The organism is Pseudomonas sp. GD04058 (genome assembly GCF_029836855.1).
Taxonomy (GTDB): Bacteria; Pseudomonadota; Gammaproteobacteria; order Pseudomonadales; family Pseudomonadaceae; genus Aquipseudomonas; species Aquipseudomonas bharatica.
Genome location: NZ_JAOECN010000001.1, coordinates 119,858 through 139,023, shown reverse-complemented (window position 1 = coordinate 139,023; position 19,166 = coordinate 119,858). Strand labels below are relative to the sequence as shown.

Annotated in this window: 17 protein-coding genes; 11 read left to right on the top strand and 6 right to left on the bottom strand. The window is 63.5% G+C overall.

Annotated features, from left to right (window positions below; genetic code table 11):
* Positions 1-102: 102 nt before the first annotated feature.
* Positions 103-2,568, top strand: coding sequence for a circularly permuted type 2 ATP-grasp protein (locus N7650_RS00615; protein ID WP_279896515.1), 2,466 nt, complete (start codon positions 103-105; stop codon positions 2,566-2,568).
* Complete coding sequence (locus tag N7650_RS00610; protein ID WP_279896513.1) at positions 2,568-3,473, top strand: transglutaminase family protein; 906 nt, start codon at positions 2,568-2,570, stop codon at positions 3,471-3,473. The genes N7650_RS00615 and N7650_RS00610 overlap by 1 nt, the downstream gene beginning before the upstream one ends.
* Here the strand turns inward: N7650_RS00610 and N7650_RS00605 are convergent.
* The gene (locus N7650_RS00605; RefSeq protein WP_009403880.1) at positions 3,458-4,045 is read right to left on the bottom strand and encodes a TIGR00730 family Rossman fold protein; all 588 of its coding nucleotides are present in this window, start codon (positions 4,043-4,045) and stop codon (positions 3,458-3,460) included. The two genes, N7650_RS00610 and N7650_RS00605, sit on opposite strands and share 16 nt — an antisense overlap.
* A gap of 350 nt (positions 4,046-4,395) precedes the next feature.
* On the opposite strand from N7650_RS00605, the gene azu reads away from it, so the two are divergent.
* On the top strand, positions 4,396-4,845 hold the full coding sequence (gene azu / locus N7650_RS00600; RefSeq protein WP_279896510.1) for an azurin: 450 nt from the start codon (positions 4,396-4,398) through the stop codon (positions 4,843-4,845).
* A 117-nt stretch (positions 4,846-4,962) separates the two neighbouring features.
* Here the strand turns inward: azu and nadE are convergent, their stop codons facing one another.
* Both nadE and pncB read right to left on the bottom strand, forming a co-directional pair.
* Positions 4,963-5,790 carry an ammonia-dependent NAD(+) synthetase gene (gene nadE, locus N7650_RS00595; RefSeq protein ID WP_279896508.1) on the bottom strand — a complete coding sequence of 276 codons (828 nt, stop codon included), beginning with the start codon at positions 5,788-5,790 and terminating at the stop codon, positions 4,963-4,965.
* A 3-nt stretch (positions 5,791-5,793) separates the two neighbouring features.
* On the bottom strand, positions 5,794-6,999 hold the full coding sequence (gene pncB, locus N7650_RS00590; protein ID WP_064301545.1) for a nicotinate phosphoribosyltransferase: 1,206 nt from the start codon (positions 6,997-6,999) through the stop codon (positions 5,794-5,796).
* 476 nt (positions 7,000-7,475) lie between these two features.
* Between pncB and N7650_RS00585 the strand changes: the two genes are divergently transcribed.
* The 7 genes from N7650_RS00585 to N7650_RS00555 all read left to right on the top strand — a co-directional run bounded on the left by N7650_RS00585 (position 7,476) and on the right by N7650_RS00555 (position 14,419).
* A complete protein-coding gene (locus tag N7650_RS00585) occupies positions 7,476-8,612 on the top strand; it encodes a branched-chain amino acid ABC transporter substrate-binding protein (RefSeq protein ID WP_009398624.1) in 1,137 nt (378 codons plus the stop codon).
* A 163-nt stretch (positions 8,613-8,775) separates the two neighbouring features.
* Positions 8,776-9,690, top strand: a complete 915-nt coding sequence (locus tag N7650_RS00580) for a branched-chain amino acid ABC transporter permease (protein WP_042120264.1) — start codon at positions 8,776-8,778, stop codon at positions 9,688-9,690.
* Positions 9,691-9,692: 2 nt separating this feature from the next.
* Positions 9,693-10,982 (top strand): high-affinity branched-chain amino acid ABC transporter permease LivM, encoded by a 1,290-nt coding sequence (livM, locus tag N7650_RS00575; protein WP_009398627.1) that lies wholly within the window; start codon positions 9,693-9,695, stop codon positions 10,980-10,982.
* Positions 10,979-11,854 (top strand): ATP-binding cassette domain-containing protein, encoded by an 876-nt coding sequence (locus N7650_RS00570; RefSeq protein ID WP_279896502.1) that lies wholly within the window; start codon positions 10,979-10,981, stop codon positions 11,852-11,854. Before livM ends, N7650_RS00570 begins: the two co-directional genes overlap by 4 nt.
* A complete protein-coding gene (locus N7650_RS00565) occupies positions 11,851-12,567 on the top strand; it encodes an ABC transporter ATP-binding protein (protein ID WP_279896500.1) in 717 nt (238 codons plus the stop codon). Before N7650_RS00570 ends, N7650_RS00565 begins: the two co-directional genes overlap by 4 nt.
* 188 nt (positions 12,568-12,755) lie before the next feature.
* Positions 12,756-13,085, top strand: a complete 330-nt coding sequence (locus N7650_RS00560) for a hypothetical protein (RefSeq protein ID WP_009395328.1) — start codon at positions 12,756-12,758, stop codon at positions 13,083-13,085.
* 572 nt (positions 13,086-13,657) lie between these two features.
* Positions 13,658-14,419 (top strand): SDR family oxidoreductase, encoded by a 762-nt coding sequence (locus tag N7650_RS00555; RefSeq protein WP_009395324.1) that lies wholly within the window; start codon positions 13,658-13,660, stop codon positions 14,417-14,419.
* Positions 14,420-14,493: 74 nt separating this feature from the next.
* Here N7650_RS00555 and N7650_RS00550 read toward each other — a convergent pair whose 3' ends face one another.
* The 3 genes from N7650_RS00550 to N7650_RS00540 form a co-directional block, all read right to left on the bottom strand.
* The gene (locus tag N7650_RS00550; protein ID WP_279896496.1) at positions 14,494-15,591 is read right to left on the bottom strand and encodes an AGE family epimerase/isomerase; all 1,098 of its coding nucleotides are present in this window, start codon (positions 15,589-15,591) and stop codon (positions 14,494-14,496) included.
* Positions 15,592-15,659: 68 nt separating this feature from the next.
* Positions 15,660-16,292 (bottom strand): TetR family transcriptional regulator, encoded by a 633-nt coding sequence (locus N7650_RS00545; RefSeq protein WP_009395320.1) that lies wholly within the window; start codon positions 16,290-16,292, stop codon positions 15,660-15,662.
* Positions 16,293-16,424: 132 nt separating this feature from the next.
* Positions 16,425-16,793, bottom strand: coding sequence for a hypothetical protein (locus N7650_RS00540; RefSeq protein WP_009395319.1), 369 nt, complete (start codon positions 16,791-16,793; stop codon positions 16,425-16,427).
* 264 nt (positions 16,794-17,057) lie between these two features.
* Between N7650_RS00540 and N7650_RS00535 the strand changes: the two genes are divergently transcribed.
* Positions 17,058-19,127 carry an AsmA family protein gene (locus tag N7650_RS00535; protein WP_279896492.1) on the top strand — a complete coding sequence of 690 codons (2,070 nt, stop codon included), beginning with the start codon at positions 17,058-17,060 and terminating at the stop codon, positions 19,125-19,127.
* Positions 19,128-19,166 lie beyond the last annotated feature (39 nt).

Here is a 19,166-nt window from a genome sequence, read left to right as displayed (position 1 = left end):
ACCGCAGCGATGAGGCCAGACCAGGCGCCATCATTTCCTACCAGAAAGCCACTGGCATAACTCTTGCCGCATCCCGCCCACCACTCCCCTGTGAGCGCCCCGATGCCCGACCTGCTGGATGCCCTGACCCCAAGCCCCGCGACCTGGCATGAAATGCTCGCCGTCGATGGCAGCGTGCGTCCGCACTGGCAGGAACTGCTGGCCCACCTGCAACGCAGTGGTCCGCAGCAACTGACCCAGCGCCAGGCCCTGCTTAACCGACAATTGCGGGAAAACGGCGTCACCTACAACATTTACGCCGATCCCGACGGTGCCGATCGCCCCTGGGAACTGGACCTGCTGCCCCAGGTCATTCCCGCCGCCGAGTGGGACCTGCTGGCCCGGGGCATCGCCCAGCGCGCGCAGGTGCTCAATGGCGTGCTGGCGGATATCTACGGGCCGCAGCAACTGATCGCCGAGGGTCTGCTGCCGGCCGAGCTGGTCTTCGGCCACAACAACTTCCTGTGGCCTTGCCAAGGCATCGAAGTGCCGCAACAGACCTGGCTGCATGTCTACGCCGCCGACCTGGCCCGCGGCCCGGACGGCCGCTGGTGGGTGACTGCCGACCGCACCCAGGCTCCCTCCGGTGCGGGATACGCCCTGGAAAACCGCACCGTGGTCTCCCGCGCCTTCCCCGAGCTGTATCGCGATCTGCACGTGCAACACCTGGCCGGCTTCTTCCGTACCCTCCAGCAGAGCCTGGCGCGCCTGGCTCCCAGTGGTCGGGAAACGCCGCTGGTGGTGCTGCTGACCCCCGGGCGCTTCAACGAAAGCTGGTTCGAACACCTGTTCCTTGCCCGCCAGCTGGACTACCCGCTGGTGGAGGGCAGCGACCTGACCGTGCGCGACGGTACGGTCTACCTGAAGACCTTGAGCGGCCTGCGCCGGGTCCACGCGATCCTGCGTCGGCTCGACGACGATTTCTGCGACCCCCTGGAATTGCGCACCGACTCGGCGCTGGGCGTCCCCGGCCTGCTGGACGCCGTGCGCCAGGGACGGGTCCTGGTAGCCAACGCCCTGGGCAGCGGCGTGCTGGAATCTCCCGGTCTGCCGGGCTTCCTGCCGGCGATCAGTGAGCGGCTGCTGGGTGAGCCATTGATCCTGCCGTCCATCGCCAGTTGGTGGTGCGGCGAACCGGCCGCCCTGGAGCAGGCGCTGGAAAAGATGCCCGATCTGCTGTTCAAGCCCGCCTTTCCCTCGCAAAGCTTCCAGCCCTTGCTGGGGCGCGACCTCGACGACGCCCAGCGCCAGGCATTGGCCAAGCGCCTGCGCGCGCGGCCCTATGCCTATGTTGCCCAGGAACTGGCGCAGCTGTCCCAGGCTCCGGTCTGGCAGGGTGCAAGGCTGGAAGACCGGCCCGTGGGCATGCGCGTCTACGCCGTGGCCGACGCCGACGGCTGGCGGGTCCTGCCGGGCGGGCTGACACGGGTGGCGGCGCAGGCCGATGCCGAGGTGGTGTCGATGCAGCGCGGCGGTGCCAGCAAGGACACCTGGGTCCTGGGCGAGCGCCCGGCCCGGGGCGAACAATGGCAGGTCAGCCGCAGCCTGGGCGTCGCCGACCTGGTCCGCGCCGACCCCTACCTGCCATCGCGGGTGGTGGAAAACCTGTTCTGGTTCGGCCGTTATTGCGAGCGTTGCGATACCAGCGCGCGCCTGCTGCGGATCCTGCTGGGGCGTTACCTGGATGGCGACTCGCCGCAAGCGCTGGAAGCGGCGGTGCAACTGGCCGAAGAGCTGGAGCTGCTGCCGAAGCAGGGCACCCTCGACACCCGTCTTCGCACTGCACTGCTGGACCCCAACTGGGGCTTCAGCCTGCGGGCCAATCTGCAGCGTCTGCAATGGGCGGCCGCGCAGGTGCGTGGCACGCTGTCGCGGGAAAACTGGCAGGCGCTGAGCGAACTGCAACGAGAGGCGCAGCGCCTTGACGATCTCTCGGCCGATTTCACCGAACTGCTGGACTTTCTCAACCGCCTGATCCTGTCCATGGCGGCATTGTCCGGCTTCGCCATGGACGACATGACCCGCGACGAAGGCTGGCGCTTCCTGCTTACCGGGCGCCGCATCGAGCGCCTGCACGCGTTGAGCAGCAGCCTTGCAGGCTTCCTGCGCGGGCCGGCGCCCAGCGACCAGGCTGGTCTGGAGTGGTTGCTGGAACTGGCCAACAGCAGCATCACTTACCGTTCGCGCTATCTGGCGGTGGCGCAGCTGGTTCCGGCGCTGGACCTGCTTCTGTTGGACGAGCAGAACCCCCATGGCGTGCTGTTCCAGTTGCGTTCGCTGCTGCGGTCGCTGGAACGCCTGCGCAGCCCGGCAGAGGCCGAGTTGGGCGAGCTGGCCGAGCGCCTGAAGCATTTCGATCTGCGCAGCCTGGAGGCGTCGTTGTTCGGGGAAGCCAGCCTGACTGCGGTACTGGAAGGGCTGGCGGCGATGCTCGAACGGATCGCGGCAGGCGCCGAAGCGGCGGCCGAGCGCCTGGCCCTGCGCCATTTCGCCCATGTCGATGTCCGCCAGCAGACGGTGTCCGCCTGATGAGTGCGCATTACCAGATTCTTCACGACACCCATTACCGCTATGCCAGCCCGGTCTCCCTGGCCCAGCAATTGGTGCACCTCTGGCCGAGGGACTGTGCCTGGCAACGTTGCCAGGAACGTATTCTGGAGGTGACGCCGGTGCCGACACGGCGCCGCGACGAGCTGGATGTGTTCGGCAATCCGCTGACCCGACTCGGCCTGGAATACCAGCATGACGAGTTGCAGGTCAGCACTCGCGTGCGCATCGAAGTGCTGCCGCGCAAGGTGCCATCGCTGTGTGCCTCACCCGCCTGGGAGCAGGCCCGGGATGCCCTGGCCTATTCGCGCAGGGCGCTATCGCCGGCGTTTCTCGAGGCCAGCCGCTATCGCTTCGAGTCACCGTTCGTGCGCCTGAAAAGGCGCTTCGTTGAATTCTCCGAACCCTGCTTCGGCGCCGGCGTACCGCTGCTGGAGGCGGTACGGGCGCTGATGGAAAAGATCTACCGGGAATTCACCTTCGATGCCGGCGCTACCCAGGTCGCCACGCCGCTGGTGGAGGTGCTGGCGCGACGTCGCGGGGTCTGCCAGGACTTCGCCCACCTGATGCTTGCCTGCCTGCGCTCGCGGGGGCTGGCGGCGCGCTACGTCAGTGGTTACCTGCTGACCCGGCCGCCGCCCGGGCAGGCCCGGCTGATCGGTGCCGACGCTTCCCATGCCTGGGTCTCGGTGTACTGCCCGACCAATGGCTGGGTGGATTTCGATCCCACCAACAACCTGCTGCCGGCGCTGGAGCACATCACTCTTGGCTGGGGCCGGGACTTTGCCGATGTCTCGCCGTTGCGCGGAGTGATTCTCGGCGGCGGCAGCCATGACCCCGAGGTCCGGGTAACGGTGCTGCCCGTGGAGGATCAGCTCGGCGGCTGATCGACCCACTTCGGCTGCACCACCGGCTCCCAGGCGTCCAACGCATCGAGCAGGGCGTCCGGTGCCTCGTTCATCTGCAGCATCGAGCGGTGCTGCGGGCGCACGAAGCCCTGTTCGACGACATGATCGAGGAAGCCGCTGAGCTTCTCGTAGAACCCGTTGACTTCGAGCAGGCCCAACGGTTTGCCGTGGTAGCCGAGCTGGCCCCAGGTCCAGACTTCGAACAGCTCCTCGAAGGTGCCGAGCCCGCCAGGTAGGGCGATGAAGGCGTCGCTCAGCTCGGCCATGCGCGCCTTGCGCGCGTGCATGCCGTCGACAACCTCCAGGCGCGTGAGGCCAGGGTGGGCGATTTCGGCGCGTTGCAGGCTCACCGGGATGATCCCGATCACCTCGCCTCCGGCGGCCATGGCGGCATCGGCAACGATCCCCATCAGGCCCACCGCACCACCACCGTAGACCAGCGTCAGGCCGCGCCCGGCGATCGCCTGGCCGAGGGCGATGGCGGCTTCACGATAGACCGGGCTGGCCCCGGTGCTGGCGCCACAGAAAACACAAACGGAACGTAGGGACATGACTTTCTCCGGGTCGAAAACGGCCACAGGGTACGGTCATGCAGCGGCGGTTCCAAGCCTTGCAGCTACTCCGGACGGGAGAATTCGCAGGCGGTGCCGGCAGCGCCGCAGGCGTAGGCGGCCAGAAGACTTTGCATGAAATTACCGAGGGACATGGCGGACTACTCCTAAATGAGAGGTTGTCCCATCCTCGGTCATAGGGGCATGATGGCGCACGTTGATTGTCTTGATGGACACCATAGAGAATTTCACTGCCGATTCAGGGTCTTAACCCTTGACCCATGTCACCGGTCCGTTGCGCTGGATGGGGCAGTCTGATTTCAATAAAAAACCTGCCATGGAGATTCACGATGTTTGCCAAGTTCGTTGCGGTATCCCTGCTGACCCTCGCCGCCAGTGCCCAGGTAATGGCCGCTGATTGCAAGGTCACCGTCGATTCCACCGACCAGATGTCCTATAACACCAAGGAAATCACCATCGACAAGAGCTGCAAGCAGTTCACCGTCGAGCTGACCCACTCCGGCAACCTGCCGAAGAACGTCATGGGCCACAACCTGGTAATCAGCAAGACTGCCGATGCCCAGGCCATCGCCACTGCCAGCATGGGCAAGGGCCTGGACGGCGGTTACCTGGATGAAAGCGATGCGCGCATCGTTGCCCACACCAAGCTGATCGGCGCCGGTGAAACCAGCTCCGTGACCTTCGATGTGTCCAAGCTGGAAGCGGGCCAGGACTATCAGTTCTTCTGCACCTTCCCAGGCCATATCAGCATGATGAAGGGCGCTGTTGTACTGAAGTAATTCATTCAGGGGCCTCCAGGGCCCCATCGCTGGCAAGCCAGCTCCCACAAGGTCCGCGTGCACCGCTAACCTGTGGGAGCTGGCTTGTCGGACCGCCGCACCGCAGCGATGCTCTCTTCAGGGCGCGAACGGCATTTCCCGCTTGTGCTGCGTCTTCTCGTACGTCCGCTTGATGATTTCGAACGCTTCCTCGCTTACCGGCTCGCCGTGCAGGAAGGCGTCGATCTGCGCATAGGTGACGCCGTGCGCAGCCTCGTCCGGCTTGCCCGGCTCAAGATCTTCCAGGTCCGCAGTCGGGACCTTCTCCACCAGTGATTCCGGCGCGCCAAAGCTGCGCGCGATGGAGCGCACCTGGTTCTTTACCAGGCCGCTGAGCGGCGCCAGGTCGCAGGAGCCATCGCCGAACTTGGTAAAGAAGCCCATCACTGCCTCGGCGGCATGGTCGGTACCGATCACCAGGCCACCACGGGCACCGGCGATGGTGTACTGGGCGACCATGCGCATCCGCGCCTTGGTATTGCCCACCACGAAGTCCACCATGGCCGGCTTGCCACCTTCCAGCGCCTTGACCTCCGCCGCCAGGGCGCGCACCGCCGGTGCGATATCCACCGTGTGCAGTTCGTCGGGCTTGATGAAGTCGAGGCAGGCCTGGGCGTCGTGCTCGTCGTGCTGCACATGGTAAGGCAGGCGCACGGCGATGAAGCGGTAGGCCGTGTCGCCGGTCTGTTCGCGCAGTTCATTGACCGCACGCTGGGCGAGCAGGGCGGCAGTGAGCGAATCGACGCCACCGCTGATGCCCAGCACCAGGACTTTCAGCCCGGCGTTCTTCAGGCATTGCTGGATGAAGGCGACGCGCCGGGCGACTTCGGCGTCGAGTGCGGCGCGGTCGGCGAATGGTGGCTGGACCTTGAGCTGCTGCGCGATCTCTCGCTGGACGGCTTGCATGGGTTACTCCTCGCTGGGAACTTGGAAAACGTGACGCAGGTAGGAAACGAAATTGGCGTCGCGGCACTGGGTCTTGGCGGCTTCGTCGGAAATCTTCGCGACGGGCTGGCCGTTGCAGTCGGTCATCTTCAGCACGATGCTCATCGGTGCGACGCCGGGGATATCGCAGGTCAGGTTGGTGCCGATGCCGAAGCTGACATTTATTCGTCCACGCAGCGCCCGGAAGATTTCCAGGGAGCGGGGCAGGTTCAGACCATCGGAAAACACCAGGGTCTTGGTCATCGGATCGATCCCGAGCTTGCGATAGTGGGCGATGGCCTTTTCCGCCCAGAGCACCGGGTCGCCGGAGTCGTGGCGCAGGCCGTCGAACAGCTTGGCGAAGTACAGGTCGAAATCGCGCAGGAAGGCATCCATGGTGATGCAGTCGGTCAGCGCGATGCCGAGCAGGCCACGGTATTCGCGGACCCAGCAGTCGAGGGCGGCGATCTGGCTGTCGATCAGGCGCGGCCCCAGTTGCTGGTGGGCCATGATCCATTCATGGGCCATGGTGCCCAGCGGCTTGATATCCAGTTTCCATGCCAGGTGAACGTTGCTGGTGCCGACGAAGCGTGCCGGAAACGCGTCCTTGAGCACCTTGACCACTTCCTCCTGCACGCCGAAGGAGAAGCGCCGCCGGGTGCCGAAGTCGGCAACCTGCAGTTCGGCCAGTTCGTCCTCGTCGGCATTGGCCCGCAGCCAGTCGAACTTGCGCAGCAACTGCTCGCGGGCCTCGCCCAGCCGGACCTGTGGATAACGGTTGCGGTTGCGCACCTCGCTGATGATCGCCAGCAGCGGCACCTCGAAGAGGATCACATGCAGCCATGGGCCCTTGAGGCGAAGGAAGAACTGGTCGTTTTCGACGCCCATCTTCAGGTAGCGCAGGTTGAAGCGGAACAGGCCGAGAAAACGCAGGAAATCCGGCTTCATGAAGCTGATCTGTTCGAGAAAGCCGAGCTGAGCGTCGCTGATGCTCAGGTCGCTGAGGCGCTCGACCTGTTCGCGTATCTGCCCCAGATAAGGGCGCAGGTCCTCGCCGTTGCGGCAGCGGAACTCCCATTCCACATCGACGTTGGGGTAGTTGTGCAGCACTGCCTGCATCATGGTCAGCTTGTAGAAGTCGGTGTCCAGCAGGCTTTGCACGATACGGTCGGCGAAAGCGCTATCGCTCATGGTTTGCTCCAGTTCCGGCAGGTGCCATCAAGGCTGTCCATTGTGCCAGTGAATCGGGTCGGGCGTGGCTGCGTATTCGCGGGTCGTTCGGTAGCACACTACCTATAGCAGCGTTTTTCCCGGGGCGGTCTAGCCTCTTATGGTGCTTGCTGTAGCAGTTGCGCACCACGAATGTGCAGTTCCGTTACGCAGGCTGTTACAGGGCGGTTGCACGTAAACACGCACAGGGGTTGCGATGATGGCATCAAGTGGTTGCGCCTTACTTGTCCGGAAGGTAGCTCTTTGTGTCTGGCAAGCGGTTGCACGACCCGGAAAGAAGGCACGCGATCGCGAGCCGGAAAACCGCACTGCGCGTTTTATTCGAATAAAAAACCGATGGCACGGCCCTTGCTCTACGCAAATTGCTGAAACAAGTTGCTGAAGTCTGCTTTGAAAAGAGTCACGCCAATCAAAAAAAACATCAGGAGCACCACCACATGTCGCAGACGTTTTACAAGAAAGGCTTTCTTGCCCTAGCCGTGGCCGCGGCGCTGGGCGTTTCTTCGTATGTCCAGGCCGATCTGAAGATTGGTGTCGCAGGTCCCATGACCGGTGCCAACGCAGCCTTCGGCGAGCAGTACATGAAAGGTGCCCAGGCTGCGGCCGATGCAATCAATGCCAAGGGCGGCGTCAACGGCGAGAAGATCGTCCTGGTCAAGGGCGACGATGCTTGCGAACCCAAGCAGGCCGTGGCCGTGGCCAACCGTCTGGTAGACCAGGACAAGGTAGCTGGCGTAGTGGGTCACTTCTGCTCGTCCTCGACCATCCCGGCCTCGGAGGTCTACGACGAAGCGGGCGTGATCGCCATCACCCCGGGCTCCACCAACCCGCAGGTCACCGAGCGCGGCCTGGGTGCCATGTTCCGCATGTGCGGCCGTGACGACCAGCAGGGTATCGTTGCCGGCGACTACATCATCGATGTGCTCAAGGGCAAGAAAGTCGTGGTCCTGCACGACAAGGACACCTACGGCCAGGGCCTCGCCGATGCCACCAAGGCACAGCTGGAGAAACGCGGCGTCAAGCCCGTGCTGTACGAAGGCCTGACCCGTGGCGAGAAAGACTTCAGCGCCGTGGTCACCAAGATCCGCGCCGCCGGTGCCGATGTCGTCTACTTCGGCGGCCTGCACCCTGAAGCCGGTCCGCTGGTCCGCCAACTGCGTGAGCAGGGTCTGAAAGACGTGGCGTTCATGTCCGACGACGGCATCGTCACCGACGAACTGGTCGCCACCGCCGGCGGCGCGCAATACACCAACGGCGTGTACATGACCTTCGGCGCCGACCCGCGCCTGCTGCCCGACAGCAAGGAAGTGGTGGAGCAGTTCCGCAAGGGTGGCACCGAGCCGGAAGGCTACACGCTGTACGCCTATGCCTCGATCCAGGCCCTGGCCGCCGGCTTCGAGGGCGCCAAGTCGAACAAGGGCGAAGACGCCGCCAAATGGCTCAAGGCCAATCCGGTGAAAACCGTGATGGGCGAGAAGAAGTGGGACAGCAAGGGCGACCTGACCGTCTCCGACTACGTGGTCTACCAGTGGGACGCCAACGGCAAATACCACCAGCTGGAAAAACAAAAATAACAATGGCAACCGGCCCGGGCGCCTCCTGCCCGGGCCGCTGCCCGGTTCAGCGCCGTACCTGTCTTTTCTCGTAGATCTGCACAAACCTGCGCTGCGAGGGCCGCTTCGCCCGGGGCCCGCCGTAGTCGGCGCTTGTGCAATCTCAAATACGTGAGATTGCGTTATGGATGGAATTTTCCTGCAGCAACTGATCAATGGACTGACCCTCGGGTCCGTCTATGGTCTGATCGCCATCGGCTACACAATGGTCTATGGCATCATCGGCATGATCAACTTCGCGCACGGCGAGGTGTATATGATTTCCGCCTACCTGGCGGCGATCAGCCTGGCATTGCTGGCCTATTTCGGTATCGAGTCCTTCCCGCTGCTGATGCTGGGAACGCTGTTGTTCACCATCGTCGTCACCGGGGTCTACGGCTTCACCATCGAACGCATCGCCTACAAACCCCTGCGCAACTCCACCCGGCTGGCGCCGCTGATCAGCGCCATCGGTATCTCGCTGATCCTGCAGAACTACGCGCAGATCAGCCAGGGCGCCCGCCAGCAAGGCGTGCCGACCCTGCTCGAAGGTGCCTGGCGTTTCGAGGTCGGTACCGGCTTCGTGCAACTGACCTACACCAAGATCTTCATTCTCATCGCCGCGTTCGCCGGCATGGCCCTGCTCACCTATGTGATCAAGTACACCAAGCTCGGCCGCATGTGCCGTGCCACCCAGCAGGATCGCAAGATGGCCTCGATCCTGGGGATCAACACCGACCGGGTGATTTCCTACGTATTCGTCATCGGTGCGGTGATGGCTGCCCTGGCCGGGGTGCTGATCACCATGAACTACGGCACCTTCGACTTCTATGCCGGCTTCATCATCGGCATCAAGGCGTTCACCGCCGCGGTACTCGGCGGTATCGGCTCGCTGCCAGGCGCCATGCTCGGCGGCATCGTGCTGGGCATCTCGGAATCGCTGTTCGCCGGCCTGGTCAACTCCGACTACAAGGATGTGTTCAGCTTCTCCCTGCTGGTGCTGATCCTGATCTTCCGTCCCCAGGGCCTGCTGGGTCGCCCGCTCGTGGCTAAGGTGTGAACATGTCCACTGCCAAGACTGCTTCTTCCGGTTTCGATATCAAACGCACCTTGATCGACACCATCGTTGCCGGCCTGCTTGCCCTGATCGTCTTCGGTCCGGTGGTGGGCGTGGTCCTCGATGGCTACAGCTTCAACGCCGAGCCGAGCCGCGTGGCCTGGCTGGTAGGTGGAGTGATGGCAGGTCGCCTGCTGATCAGCCTGTTCCTCCAGACCGACGCCGGCAAGCGCATGGCCCATGGCTTCGAAAGCGGTGGCTCGGGGGTGCATGTGCTGGCGCCGGACTACAAGTCGCGCCTGCGCTACATCATCCCGGCGCTGATCGTCATCGCCATTGTCTTCCCGATCTTCGCCAACAAGTACCTGCTGACCGTGGTCATCCTCGGCCTGATCTACGTGCTGCTGGGGCTCGGGTTGAACATCGTGGTAGGCCTCGCCGGCCTGCTCGACCTGGGTTACGTGGCGTTCTATGCCATCGGCGCCTACGGCCTGGCCCTCGGCTATCAATACCTCGGCCTGGGCTTCTGGAGCGTGTTGCCGCTGGCGGCCATTGCCGCGGCACTGGCGGGCTGCATATTGGGCTTCCCGGTGCTACGGATGCACGGTGACTACCTGGCGATCGTGACCCTGGGCTTCGGCGAAATCATCCGGCTGGTGCTGAACAACTGGCTGTCCTTCACCGGCGGCCCGAACGGCATGCCGGTGCCTTCGCCGACCTTCCTCGGCCTGGAGTTCGGGCGCCGGGCCAAGGATGGCGGAGTACCGATCCACGAGTTCCTCGGTATCGAATACAACGCCAACCTCAAGTTCATCTTTATCTATGCCGTGCTGTTCATGGTCGTGCTGGCCGTGCTGTACATCAAGCACCGCCTGACGCGCATGCCGGTCGGCCGCGCCTGGGAAGCCCTGCGCGAAGACGAAATCGCCTGCCGTTCCATGGGCTTGAACCATGTGCTGGTCAAGCTCTCGGCCTTCACCCTCGGCGCCTCCACCGCCGGGCTGGCCGGGGTGTTCTTCGCCAGTTACCAGGGCTTCGTCAACCCGTCCTCGTTCACCTTCTTCGAGTCGGCGCTGATCCTCGCGATCGTGGTGCTTGGCGGCATGGGTTCGACGGTCGGCGTGGTGATCGCCGCCTTCGTCCTGACCGTGGCCCCGGAACTGCTGCGCAGTTTCTCCGAATACCGGGTGCTGCTGTTCGGCGTACTGATGGTGCTGATGATGATCTGGCGACCGCGCGGACTGATCCGCATCAGCCGCACCGGTGTGGTCCCGCGTAAAGGAGTGGCGCCATGAGCGACGACGTGATTCTCTCGGTCGATAACCTGATGATGCAGTTCGGCGGGATCAAGGCGCTGAGCGATGTCAGCCTGAAGGTCAAGCGCAACGATATCTTCGCCCTGATCGGCCCCAACGGCGCGGGCAAGACCACCGTGTTCAACTGCCTGACCGGGTTCTACAAGGCCAGTGGCGGCAGGATCGAACTGAACGTGCGCGGCTCGCACACCAACGTGATCCAGTTGCTTGGCGAGCGTTTCCAGTTGGGCGACTTCGTCTCGCCGAGCCGCTTCCTCACCCGGCTGCGCTACAAGATGTTCGGCGGAACCCACCTGGTCAACCGCGCCGGCCTGGCGCGGACCTTCCAGAACATTCGCCTGTTCCGGGAAATGTCGGTGGTGGAAAACCTGCTGGTGGCGCAGCACATGTGGGTCAACCGCAACCTGCTGGCCGGCGTGCTCAACACCAAGGCCTATCGCAAGGCGGAAAGCGACGCCCTCGACCATGCCTTCTACTGGCTGGAAGTGGTGGACCTGGTGGATTGCGCCAACCGGCTCGCCGGCGAACTGTCCTACGGCCAGCAGCGCCGCCTGGAAATCGCCCGGGCCATGTGCACGCGGCCGAAGATCATCTGCCTGGACGAGCCGGCTGCCGGCCTCAACCCGCAGGAAACCGAGGCCCTAAGCCGGATGATCCGGGTGTTGCGCGACGAACATGACATCACCGTGGTGCTGATCGAACACGACATGGGCATGGTCATGAGCATTTCCGACCATATCGTCGTGCTCGACCACGGCAACGTCATCGCCGAAGGCAAGCCGAATGACATCCGCAACAATCCGACCGTGATCGCCGCCTACCTGGGTGCTGACGAAGAGGAGCTGGTATGAGTGCACCCATTCTCGAACTGCAGGAACTGGACGTGTTCTACGGGCCGATCCAGGCCCTGAAAAAGGTCTCGCTGCACATCGACGAGGGCGAGACGGTCAGCCTGATCGGTTCCAACGGCGCCGGCAAATCGACCCTGCTGATGTCGATCTTCGGCCAGCCGCGGGCGGCGGCCGGCAAGATCCTCTATCGCGGCACCGACATCACCCACAAGTCTTCGCACTACATCGCGTCCAATGGCATCGCCCAGTCGCCGGAAGGACGGCGGGTGTTCCCCGACATGACCGTCGAGGAAAACCTGATGATGGGCACCATCCCCATCGGCGACAAGCATGCCGACGAAGACATGCAGCGCATGTACGAACTGTTCCCGCGGCTCAAGGAGCGGCGCAACCAGAGGGCCATGACCATGTCCGGCGGCGAGCAGCAAATGCTCGCCATCGCCCGGGCGCTGATGAGCCGGCCGAAGCTCTTGTTGCTGGACGAACCATCGCTGGGGCTGGCGCCGATCGTGGTCAAGCAGATCTTCTCGACCCTGCGCGAGCTGGCGAAGAGCGGCATGACCATCTTCCTTGTCGAGCAGAACGCCAACCATGCGCTGAAGCTGTCGGACCGGGCCTATGTGATGGTCAACGGGCAGATCCGCCTGAGCGGCACGGGACAAGAGTTGCTGGTCAACGAGGAGGTGAGGAACGCCTATCTCGGCGGGCACTGATAGTGCTGTGTCGTTCTTGATGGCCCCATCGCCGGCAACGCCGGCTCCCACAGGTTGGACTGCACCGCAAACCTCGTGGGAGCCGGCGTTGCCGGCGATGGGGCCTTCAGGTTATGCAAGGAACTCAAGGCAAACCCGGACAGTCGTACCCCGTGTACCGTTTCGACGCTGCACAAGGAACCCATGCGATGTCCCACCGTTCCCCGATTTTCCCCGCGATCCTCGCCTGCGGCCTGCTGTTCGGCAGCCTGGCGGCGCAGGCCGAGGAAGCGGCCAAGGTCCAGATCGATTCTTCCGCTTCGTCTTCCGACAACCTCGCCGCGATCCACCGCGAATCCGGCATGACCCATTCACTGCACGACTCCGGGGTCAGCGTGGCCGACCTGAAGAAGATGCGCGACACCCTCAACCAGAACGCCAGTGACCTGCAGGACCTGCGCCGCACCGTGGACGAGCAGACCCGGCAGATCGGCGAGCTGCAACGGCGCCTGGAAGACACCAACCGCAAGGTGCAATAGGGTTTCCAAGGAATGTGGAAAAGTCCCTCTGACAGAGGGTGGCGATACGCCATAACTGCGCGGCAAACCCTTGTTTTCACTGCAATTGAAGTTGTCCACGATTCGTGTGGAAGTGCTTGTGGGTAACTTGGTGATGATCGTCTGGAGGCCTTGTAAAACGAGGCCTGTGCGGCATTGCTCGTTTTTTGTACAGTTGCGCGACAAGACCTTGAACAGGCTTTTGTCAAGGCGTTTTCAGAAGATTGAAGGAGCATTTCGCTATTATCCAAAGCCTGTGGATAACTCTGTGAACAAGCCTTGGAAAGACCCATCCGGGTCCCAGCGCTGAAGGGTTTTGCCCACAGCAGCAGCGTTTCCCATGCGCGCTGATGATGCAGTGCTGCACAGTTGCCCCCAATCTGTGTGGAAGGCCCTGTGGATAAGGTGCGCATAGCCGCGCCGGACCCTTCTGGCATAAGGTTTTGCGGGCGTTGTTCAGTTTTTGAGCAGTGGCAGGATCACTTGCTCCATGGCCATTGGCCGGGCATGCTGCATGGCCTGCCGTCCTCTTGCCGTGATCCAAGGAGATACCCATGACTTCCACCGTATTCATCACCGGTGCCACTTCCGGCTTCGGCGAAGCCTGCGCCCGCCGTTTCGCCGAGGCCGGCTGGTCGCTGGTGCTGACCGGTCGCCGCCAGGAGCGTCTCGACGCCCTGTGCGCAGAGCTCTCGAAAAAGACCCAGGTGCATGGCCTGGTCGTGGATGTGCGTGACCGCAAGGCCATGGAAGAGGCGATTGCCGGCCTGCCACCGGCCTTCGCCAAGCTGCGCGGACTTATCAACAACGCCGGCCTGGCCCTCGGCGCCGACCCTGCGCCGCAGTGCAACCTGGACGACTGGGAAACCATGGTCGACACCAACATCAAGGGCCTGATGTACAGCACCCGCCTGCTGCTGCCGCGGCTGATCGCCCATGGCCGTGGCGCGACCATCCTCAACGTCGGTTCGGTGGCGGGCAATTACCCGTATCCGGGCAGCCATGTGTATGGCGGGACCAAGGCTTTCGTCGGGCAGTTCTCGTTGAGCCTGCGCTGCGACCTGCGCGGCACCGGGGTGCGAGTGACCAATATCGAGCCGGGACTGTGCGAGAGCGAATTCTCGCTGGTGCGCTTCGGTGGCGACCAGAGCCGTTACGACGCCACCTACGCCGGCGCCGAAGCGATCCAGCCGCAGGACATTGCCGAAACCATCTTCTGGATTCTCAACCAGCCGGCGCATATCAACATCAACAACCTCGAGCTGATGCCAGTGAGCCAGGACTGGGCCGGGTTCTCGATTACCCGCAAGGACTGAGTTGCCCTTGAGGGCCTCATCGCTGGCAAGCCAGCTCCCCCAACCCTGTGGGAGCTGGCTTGCCAGCGATAGCGTCAGCCCAGGCGACGCAGGCCTTCCAGACAAGTCACCAAATGATAGGGCGTAGTAGAAGGCATATCCTCCCGACTCACCTCACCCCGGGCATCCCGACACTCATACCACCCCCCCTCATGCAGGAACCGCTGGCGCAGTACCTCCAGTTGGGCCACCAGCTTCTCTGCGTCGCCCCGTAGGGTCAGCGCCCGCAGATATTCAGCCTGGGCCCAGATCCGCTGGGTGGCATCGCGCACCTCGCCCTGCGCATCGAGCATCGCCAGCACCGCACCGTCCTTCACCCCACGCTCCTCGGCAAAGGCAAACGCCCGCTCCAGCGAAGCATGCAACGCCGTGCCCTTGAGCAAAGGTGAAGTTTCCAGCAACCAGTACCATTCGAACTGATGCCCCGGTTCGAACCAGTTATCCACAGCCCCGCGCGGCTTTTCTAGCATCACCCCGTGCGACGGGTCGATGAACTGCGCCTGCATGCCATCGGCCAGGGCCAGCAGCGCGGCCTGCACTTGCGCATCCTCACGCACGGCCAGGGTGGCAAGGAACGCCTCGGCCAGATGCATCAACGGGTTCTGCAACGGGCCGCTGCCCAGGCCAGACCAGTCTTCGCCGAGGCTTGCCTCATACAACCCGTCGTTATTGGTGAAGCGCTCGGTCACGACACTGAGGGCGGCGTTCAGGGTCGATTCCGCCAGGCTGTCACGGCTTTTGTCCCAGTAGTGGGCACAGGCGAAGACGATGAACGCGTGGGTGTACAGGTCCTTGCGCCGGTCCAGCGGCTTGCCCTGGGCATCGACGCTATAGAACCAGCCGCCATGCTCGGCGTCGTGGAAATGCCGGTTCAGCGAACGGAACAGCGCCGCAGCGCGTTCACTGGCGCCGGGCTGGTCGATACGGCTGCTGAACAGGTACAGCTGGCGGGCGCAGGCCATGGCCCGATAGCGCTGCACCGGCATCGGCCGGTGTGCGGGGTCGAGCGCCTCGAAGGGCAGGGCCATGTCCGGGTTCCAGCCCGGGCCTTCCCAAAGCGGCACGATGTGCCGGTCGAAGTGTTGCTGGGCTTCAGCGAGCAGGGAAGACAGGGCGGGGGAAAGTTCGGACATGGAAAAGGCTCGTCGCCGTCATTGCGTTGGCGCGCATGGTAGCAGGAAATTTCCCCGTGGCGCCGGGGTCAGGCCGGGTTGCCCAGGCCTTGCCAGTGTCGTGCGCCAACGAAGATGAAGCGCAATTGCTGGACGATCTTGGCCTCTGCGCTGAGCTGGCCCTCATCCAGGACCGCAGGTGGATCGATCAGCTCCGGCAGGGTGGCGAACACGGTTTTCACCACCAGGTCAGCCATGACGGCCAGGGCCGGCGCATCCAGGTGCTGCCAGCGCTGCATGCTGCCGAGGTCGGCGGCAAGGTCGGAGGCGATGCCTTCGCGCAGGCGGGCAATGGCCTGGCGTACGGGCTGCGAACCGCCGTACTGCTCACGGGCGAGAAACAGGAATTGCGCGCGGTTGGCCGCGACCACGTCGAGGAAGATGCGCACCGAGGCATCGGTGATGCCGCCCAGCTCGATTTCGTTGTAGCGAACCCGGCGGATGGTCTGGCGGAAGGTTTCGTTGACCTCGCGGACCAGTGCCAGGCCCAGTTGGTCCATATCCTCGAAGTGCCGGTAGAAGCCGGTGGGCACGATGCCGGCGGTGCGGGCCACTTCGCGCAGGCTGAGGCTGCCGAAACCACGGCCGCTCTCCATCAACTGGCGGGCTGCGTCCAGCAGTGCGTGGCGGGTCTGTTGCTTCTGTTCGGCGCGCGGCAGCATGGCGGGTTCGTTCGTGTGAAACGGGCCCTGCACTCTAAAGGCCGGGGCCGGAAAAACAAAGCCCGGTCAATTGACCGGGCCTCGGAGGGGAGAGGACTGCGCGCGGGTAGCTGTTGTTTTCGCGCATAGGCATCAGCTCACCCGGTTGTTGCGTTCGATCACTCGGTCGGAACCGCCTTCGGCAACGCGGTTGGCACGTTCGATGGCACGGTCGGAACCGCCTTCGGCGACACGGTTGGCGCGGTCGATCACACGGTCACCACCACCTTCGGCAACCCGGTTGGCACGTTCGATGGCGCGGTCGGAGCCGCCTTCGGCAACCCGGTTGGCACGCTCGATCACACGGTCCGAACCGCCTTCAGCTAAGGTGTTCAACGGCTGGGAAACAGTGGCCGAACTGGAACGGGCTTCGGCGGACAGGTGTTGATCGGCGGCCGGTACGGCGAAGGCACTGGTGGCCAGGACAGAGAGAGCAAGGCTGAGCAGCAATTGGCGTTTCATGGTTCGGATCTCCTTGGGGAGGGCAACTAAGTGGGTACGGGGCCAATGCTACTCTTGGAAATTGGATAGAAAAGTTCATAAAGATAATGGTAACAATCAACGGCATTGATATATTCCCCCGGCCGCTCTAGCCCGCGCCTTTCCCGAGTGTGTTAGTAGGAATTGACCAGGCCATTCGGGCGAAACCCCTCGCCGTTTCGTCAGTCCCAAGTACAAGTGCGTGGTTCACGCACCCCTGCCTTGCTGTCACAGGAGAACCGTGCAATGACGCGCCCCGCCAAAATCGCCACCTGGATCCTGGCCAGCCTTGCGCTGATCCTGGTGCTGCTGGTGATCTTCATCGCCACTTTCGACTGGAACCGGGTCAAGCCGTTTCTCAACGAAAAGGTCTCGGAGGCCTTGCACAGGCCCTTCGCTATCAATGGCGATCTCTCCGTGCACTGGCGCCGCCAGCCCGAGGAGGACGGCTGGCGGGCCTGGGTGCCGTGGCCGCAATTCACTGCCCAGGACCTGACCCTGGGCAACCCGGAGTGGCTCAAGGAGCCGCAGATGGTCGGTCTGCAGCAGGTGGATTTCCGTCTCTCGCCGCTACCGCTGCTGGCGCAGCGCATCGTCATTCCGCGCATCGACCTCAAGCTGCCCACCGCCAGCCTCAAGCGCCTGGCTGATGGCCGGGCCAACTGGACCTTCGATTTCGGGCCCAAGGATGAAAACGCCGAGCCATCCAGTTGGGTGCTGGATATCGGTGCCATCGGTTTCGACAAGGGCCAGGTGGCCTTCGATGACGCCACCTTGAAGACCAATGTCCAGGTGCAGGTCGATCCCTTGGGCAAGCCGATCCCGTTCGGCGACATCGTCGGCAAAAGCGCCGCCGAGAAGACCGCCAAGGAGCACGGCAATGCCCAGGACTACGCCTTCGGTTTCAAGGCCAAGGGCACCTACAAGGGCGAGGCGTTGACCGGCGAAGGCAAGATCGGCGGCCTGCTGGCCCTGCAGGATGCGACCCAGCCGTTCCCGGTGCAGGTGGACGTCAGCATCGCCAAAACCCGCGCTATCGTGGCCGGTACCCTGACCGATCCACGTAATCTCGGGGCGCTCGATCTCCGCCTGAAGCTCTCCGGCGCCAGCCTCGCCAATCTCTATCCGTTGACCGGCGTGACCCTGCCGGACACCCCGCCGTACCAGACCGACGGGCACCTGATTGCCAAGCTGCACGAGCCGGGCGGAGCGCTGTTCCGCTATGAAGGCTTCAATGGCAAGATCGGCGACAGCGACATCCATGGTGATCTGGCCTTCGTTTCCAGCCAGCCGCGGCCCAAGCTCAGTGGCAAGCTGGTGTCGAATCAACTGCTGTTCAAGGATCTCGCGCCGTTGATCGGTGCCGATTCCAACGCCCAGCAGAAAGCCCGTGGCGGCGCGGCGAAGCAGCCGGGTGACAAGGTGCTGCCGGTCGAGGAATTCCGCACCGAGCGCTGGCGGACGATGGATGCCGACGTGGCCTTCACCGGCAAGCGCATCGTGCAGACCGAGGAACTGCCGTTCACCGACCTCGACACCCATGTAATCCTCGACGACGGCCTGTTGCGCCTGGAGCCGCTGTCGTTCGGTGTTGCCGGTGGCAAGCTGGCGATGCAGGTGCGCCTCGACGGACGCACCACGCCCATGCAGGGCCGGGCGAAACTCACGGCGCGGGATCTCAAGCTCAAGCAACTGTTCCCGACCTTCGAACCCATGAAGACCAGCTTCGGTGCACTGAATGGCGATGCCGATATCAGTGGTCGCGGCAACTCGGTGGCGGCCCTGCTGGGTACCGCGAATGGTGACCTGAAACTGCTGATCAACGACGGTGCGGTGAGCCGCAGCCTGATGGAGATTGCCGGCCTTAACGTTGGCAATTACGTGGTTGGCAAGCTGTTCGGTGATAACGAAGTGAAGATCAACTGCGCCGCTACCGATGTGGGGATCAAGAACGGCCTGGCGACTACCCGGCTATTCGTATTCGACACCGAGAACGCGGTGATCTACGTCACCGGCACGGCCAACTTCGCCACCGAGCAACTGGACCTGAAGATCAATCCGGAATCCAAGGGCCTGCGCCTGTTTTCGCTGCGTTCGCCGCTGTACGTACGCGGTTCGTTCGCCAATCCATCGGCCGGCGTGCAGGCCGTGCCGCTGGCCTTGCGCGGGGCAGGAATGGTGGCGCTGGGCGTGGCGGCGGGGCCGGCGGCCGGGTTGCTGGCGCTGATCGCCCCGAGCAGTGGCGATGAGCCGAACCGTTGTACGCCGTTGCTGGAGCAGATGCGCGCCGGGAAAGCGCCCAAGACGGTGAAGTAACCGAGGGCCCTATCGCTGGCAAGCCAGCTCCCACAGGTC

Bases quoted from the DNA above. Each gene is read 5' to 3' on its own strand.
- N7650_RS00615 (WP_279896515.1), top strand. From the start codon at position 103: ATGCCCGACCTGCTGGATGCCCTGACCCCAAGCCCCGCGACCTGGCAT.
- N7650_RS00610 (WP_279896513.1), top strand. From the start codon at position 2,568: ATGAGTGCGCATTACCAGATTCTTCACGACACCCATTACCGCTATGCC.
- N7650_RS00605 (WP_009403880.1), bottom strand. From the start codon at position 4,045: ATGTCCCTACGTTCCGTTTGTGTTTTCTGTGGCGCCAGCACCGGGGCC.
- azu (WP_279896510.1), top strand. From the start codon at position 4,396: ATGTTTGCCAAGTTCGTTGCGGTATCCCTGCTGACCCTCGCCGCCAGT.
- nadE (WP_279896508.1), bottom strand. From the start codon at position 5,790: ATGCAAGCCGTCCAGCGAGAGATCGCGCAGCAGCTCAAGGTCCAGCCA.
- pncB (WP_064301545.1), bottom strand. From the start codon at position 6,999: ATGAGCGATAGCGCTTTCGCCGACCGTATCGTGCAAAGCCTGCTGGAC.
- N7650_RS00585 (WP_009398624.1), top strand. From the start codon at position 7,476: ATGTCGCAGACGTTTTACAAGAAAGGCTTTCTTGCCCTAGCCGTGGCC.
- N7650_RS00580 (WP_042120264.1), top strand. From the start codon at position 8,776: ATGGATGGAATTTTCCTGCAGCAACTGATCAATGGACTGACCCTCGGG.
- livM (WP_009398627.1), top strand. From the start codon at position 9,693: ATGTCCACTGCCAAGACTGCTTCTTCCGGTTTCGATATCAAACGCACC.
- N7650_RS00570 (WP_279896502.1), top strand. From the start codon at position 10,979: ATGAGCGACGACGTGATTCTCTCGGTCGATAACCTGATGATGCAGTTC.
- N7650_RS00565 (WP_279896500.1), top strand. From the start codon at position 11,851: ATGAGTGCACCCATTCTCGAACTGCAGGAACTGGACGTGTTCTACGGG.
- N7650_RS00560 (WP_009395328.1), top strand. From the start codon at position 12,756: ATGTCCCACCGTTCCCCGATTTTCCCCGCGATCCTCGCCTGCGGCCTG.
- N7650_RS00555 (WP_009395324.1), top strand. From the start codon at position 13,658: ATGACTTCCACCGTATTCATCACCGGTGCCACTTCCGGCTTCGGCGAA.
- N7650_RS00550 (WP_279896496.1), bottom strand. From the start codon at position 15,591: ATGTCCGAACTTTCCCCCGCCCTGTCTTCCCTGCTCGCTGAAGCCCAG.
- N7650_RS00545 (WP_009395320.1), bottom strand. From the start codon at position 16,292: ATGCTGCCGCGCGCCGAACAGAAGCAACAGACCCGCCACGCACTGCTG.
- N7650_RS00540 (WP_009395319.1), bottom strand. From the start codon at position 16,793: ATGAAACGCCAATTGCTGCTCAGCCTTGCTCTCTCTGTCCTGGCCACC.
- N7650_RS00535 (WP_279896492.1), top strand. From the start codon at position 17,058: ATGACGCGCCCCGCCAAAATCGCCACCTGGATCCTGGCCAGCCTTGCG.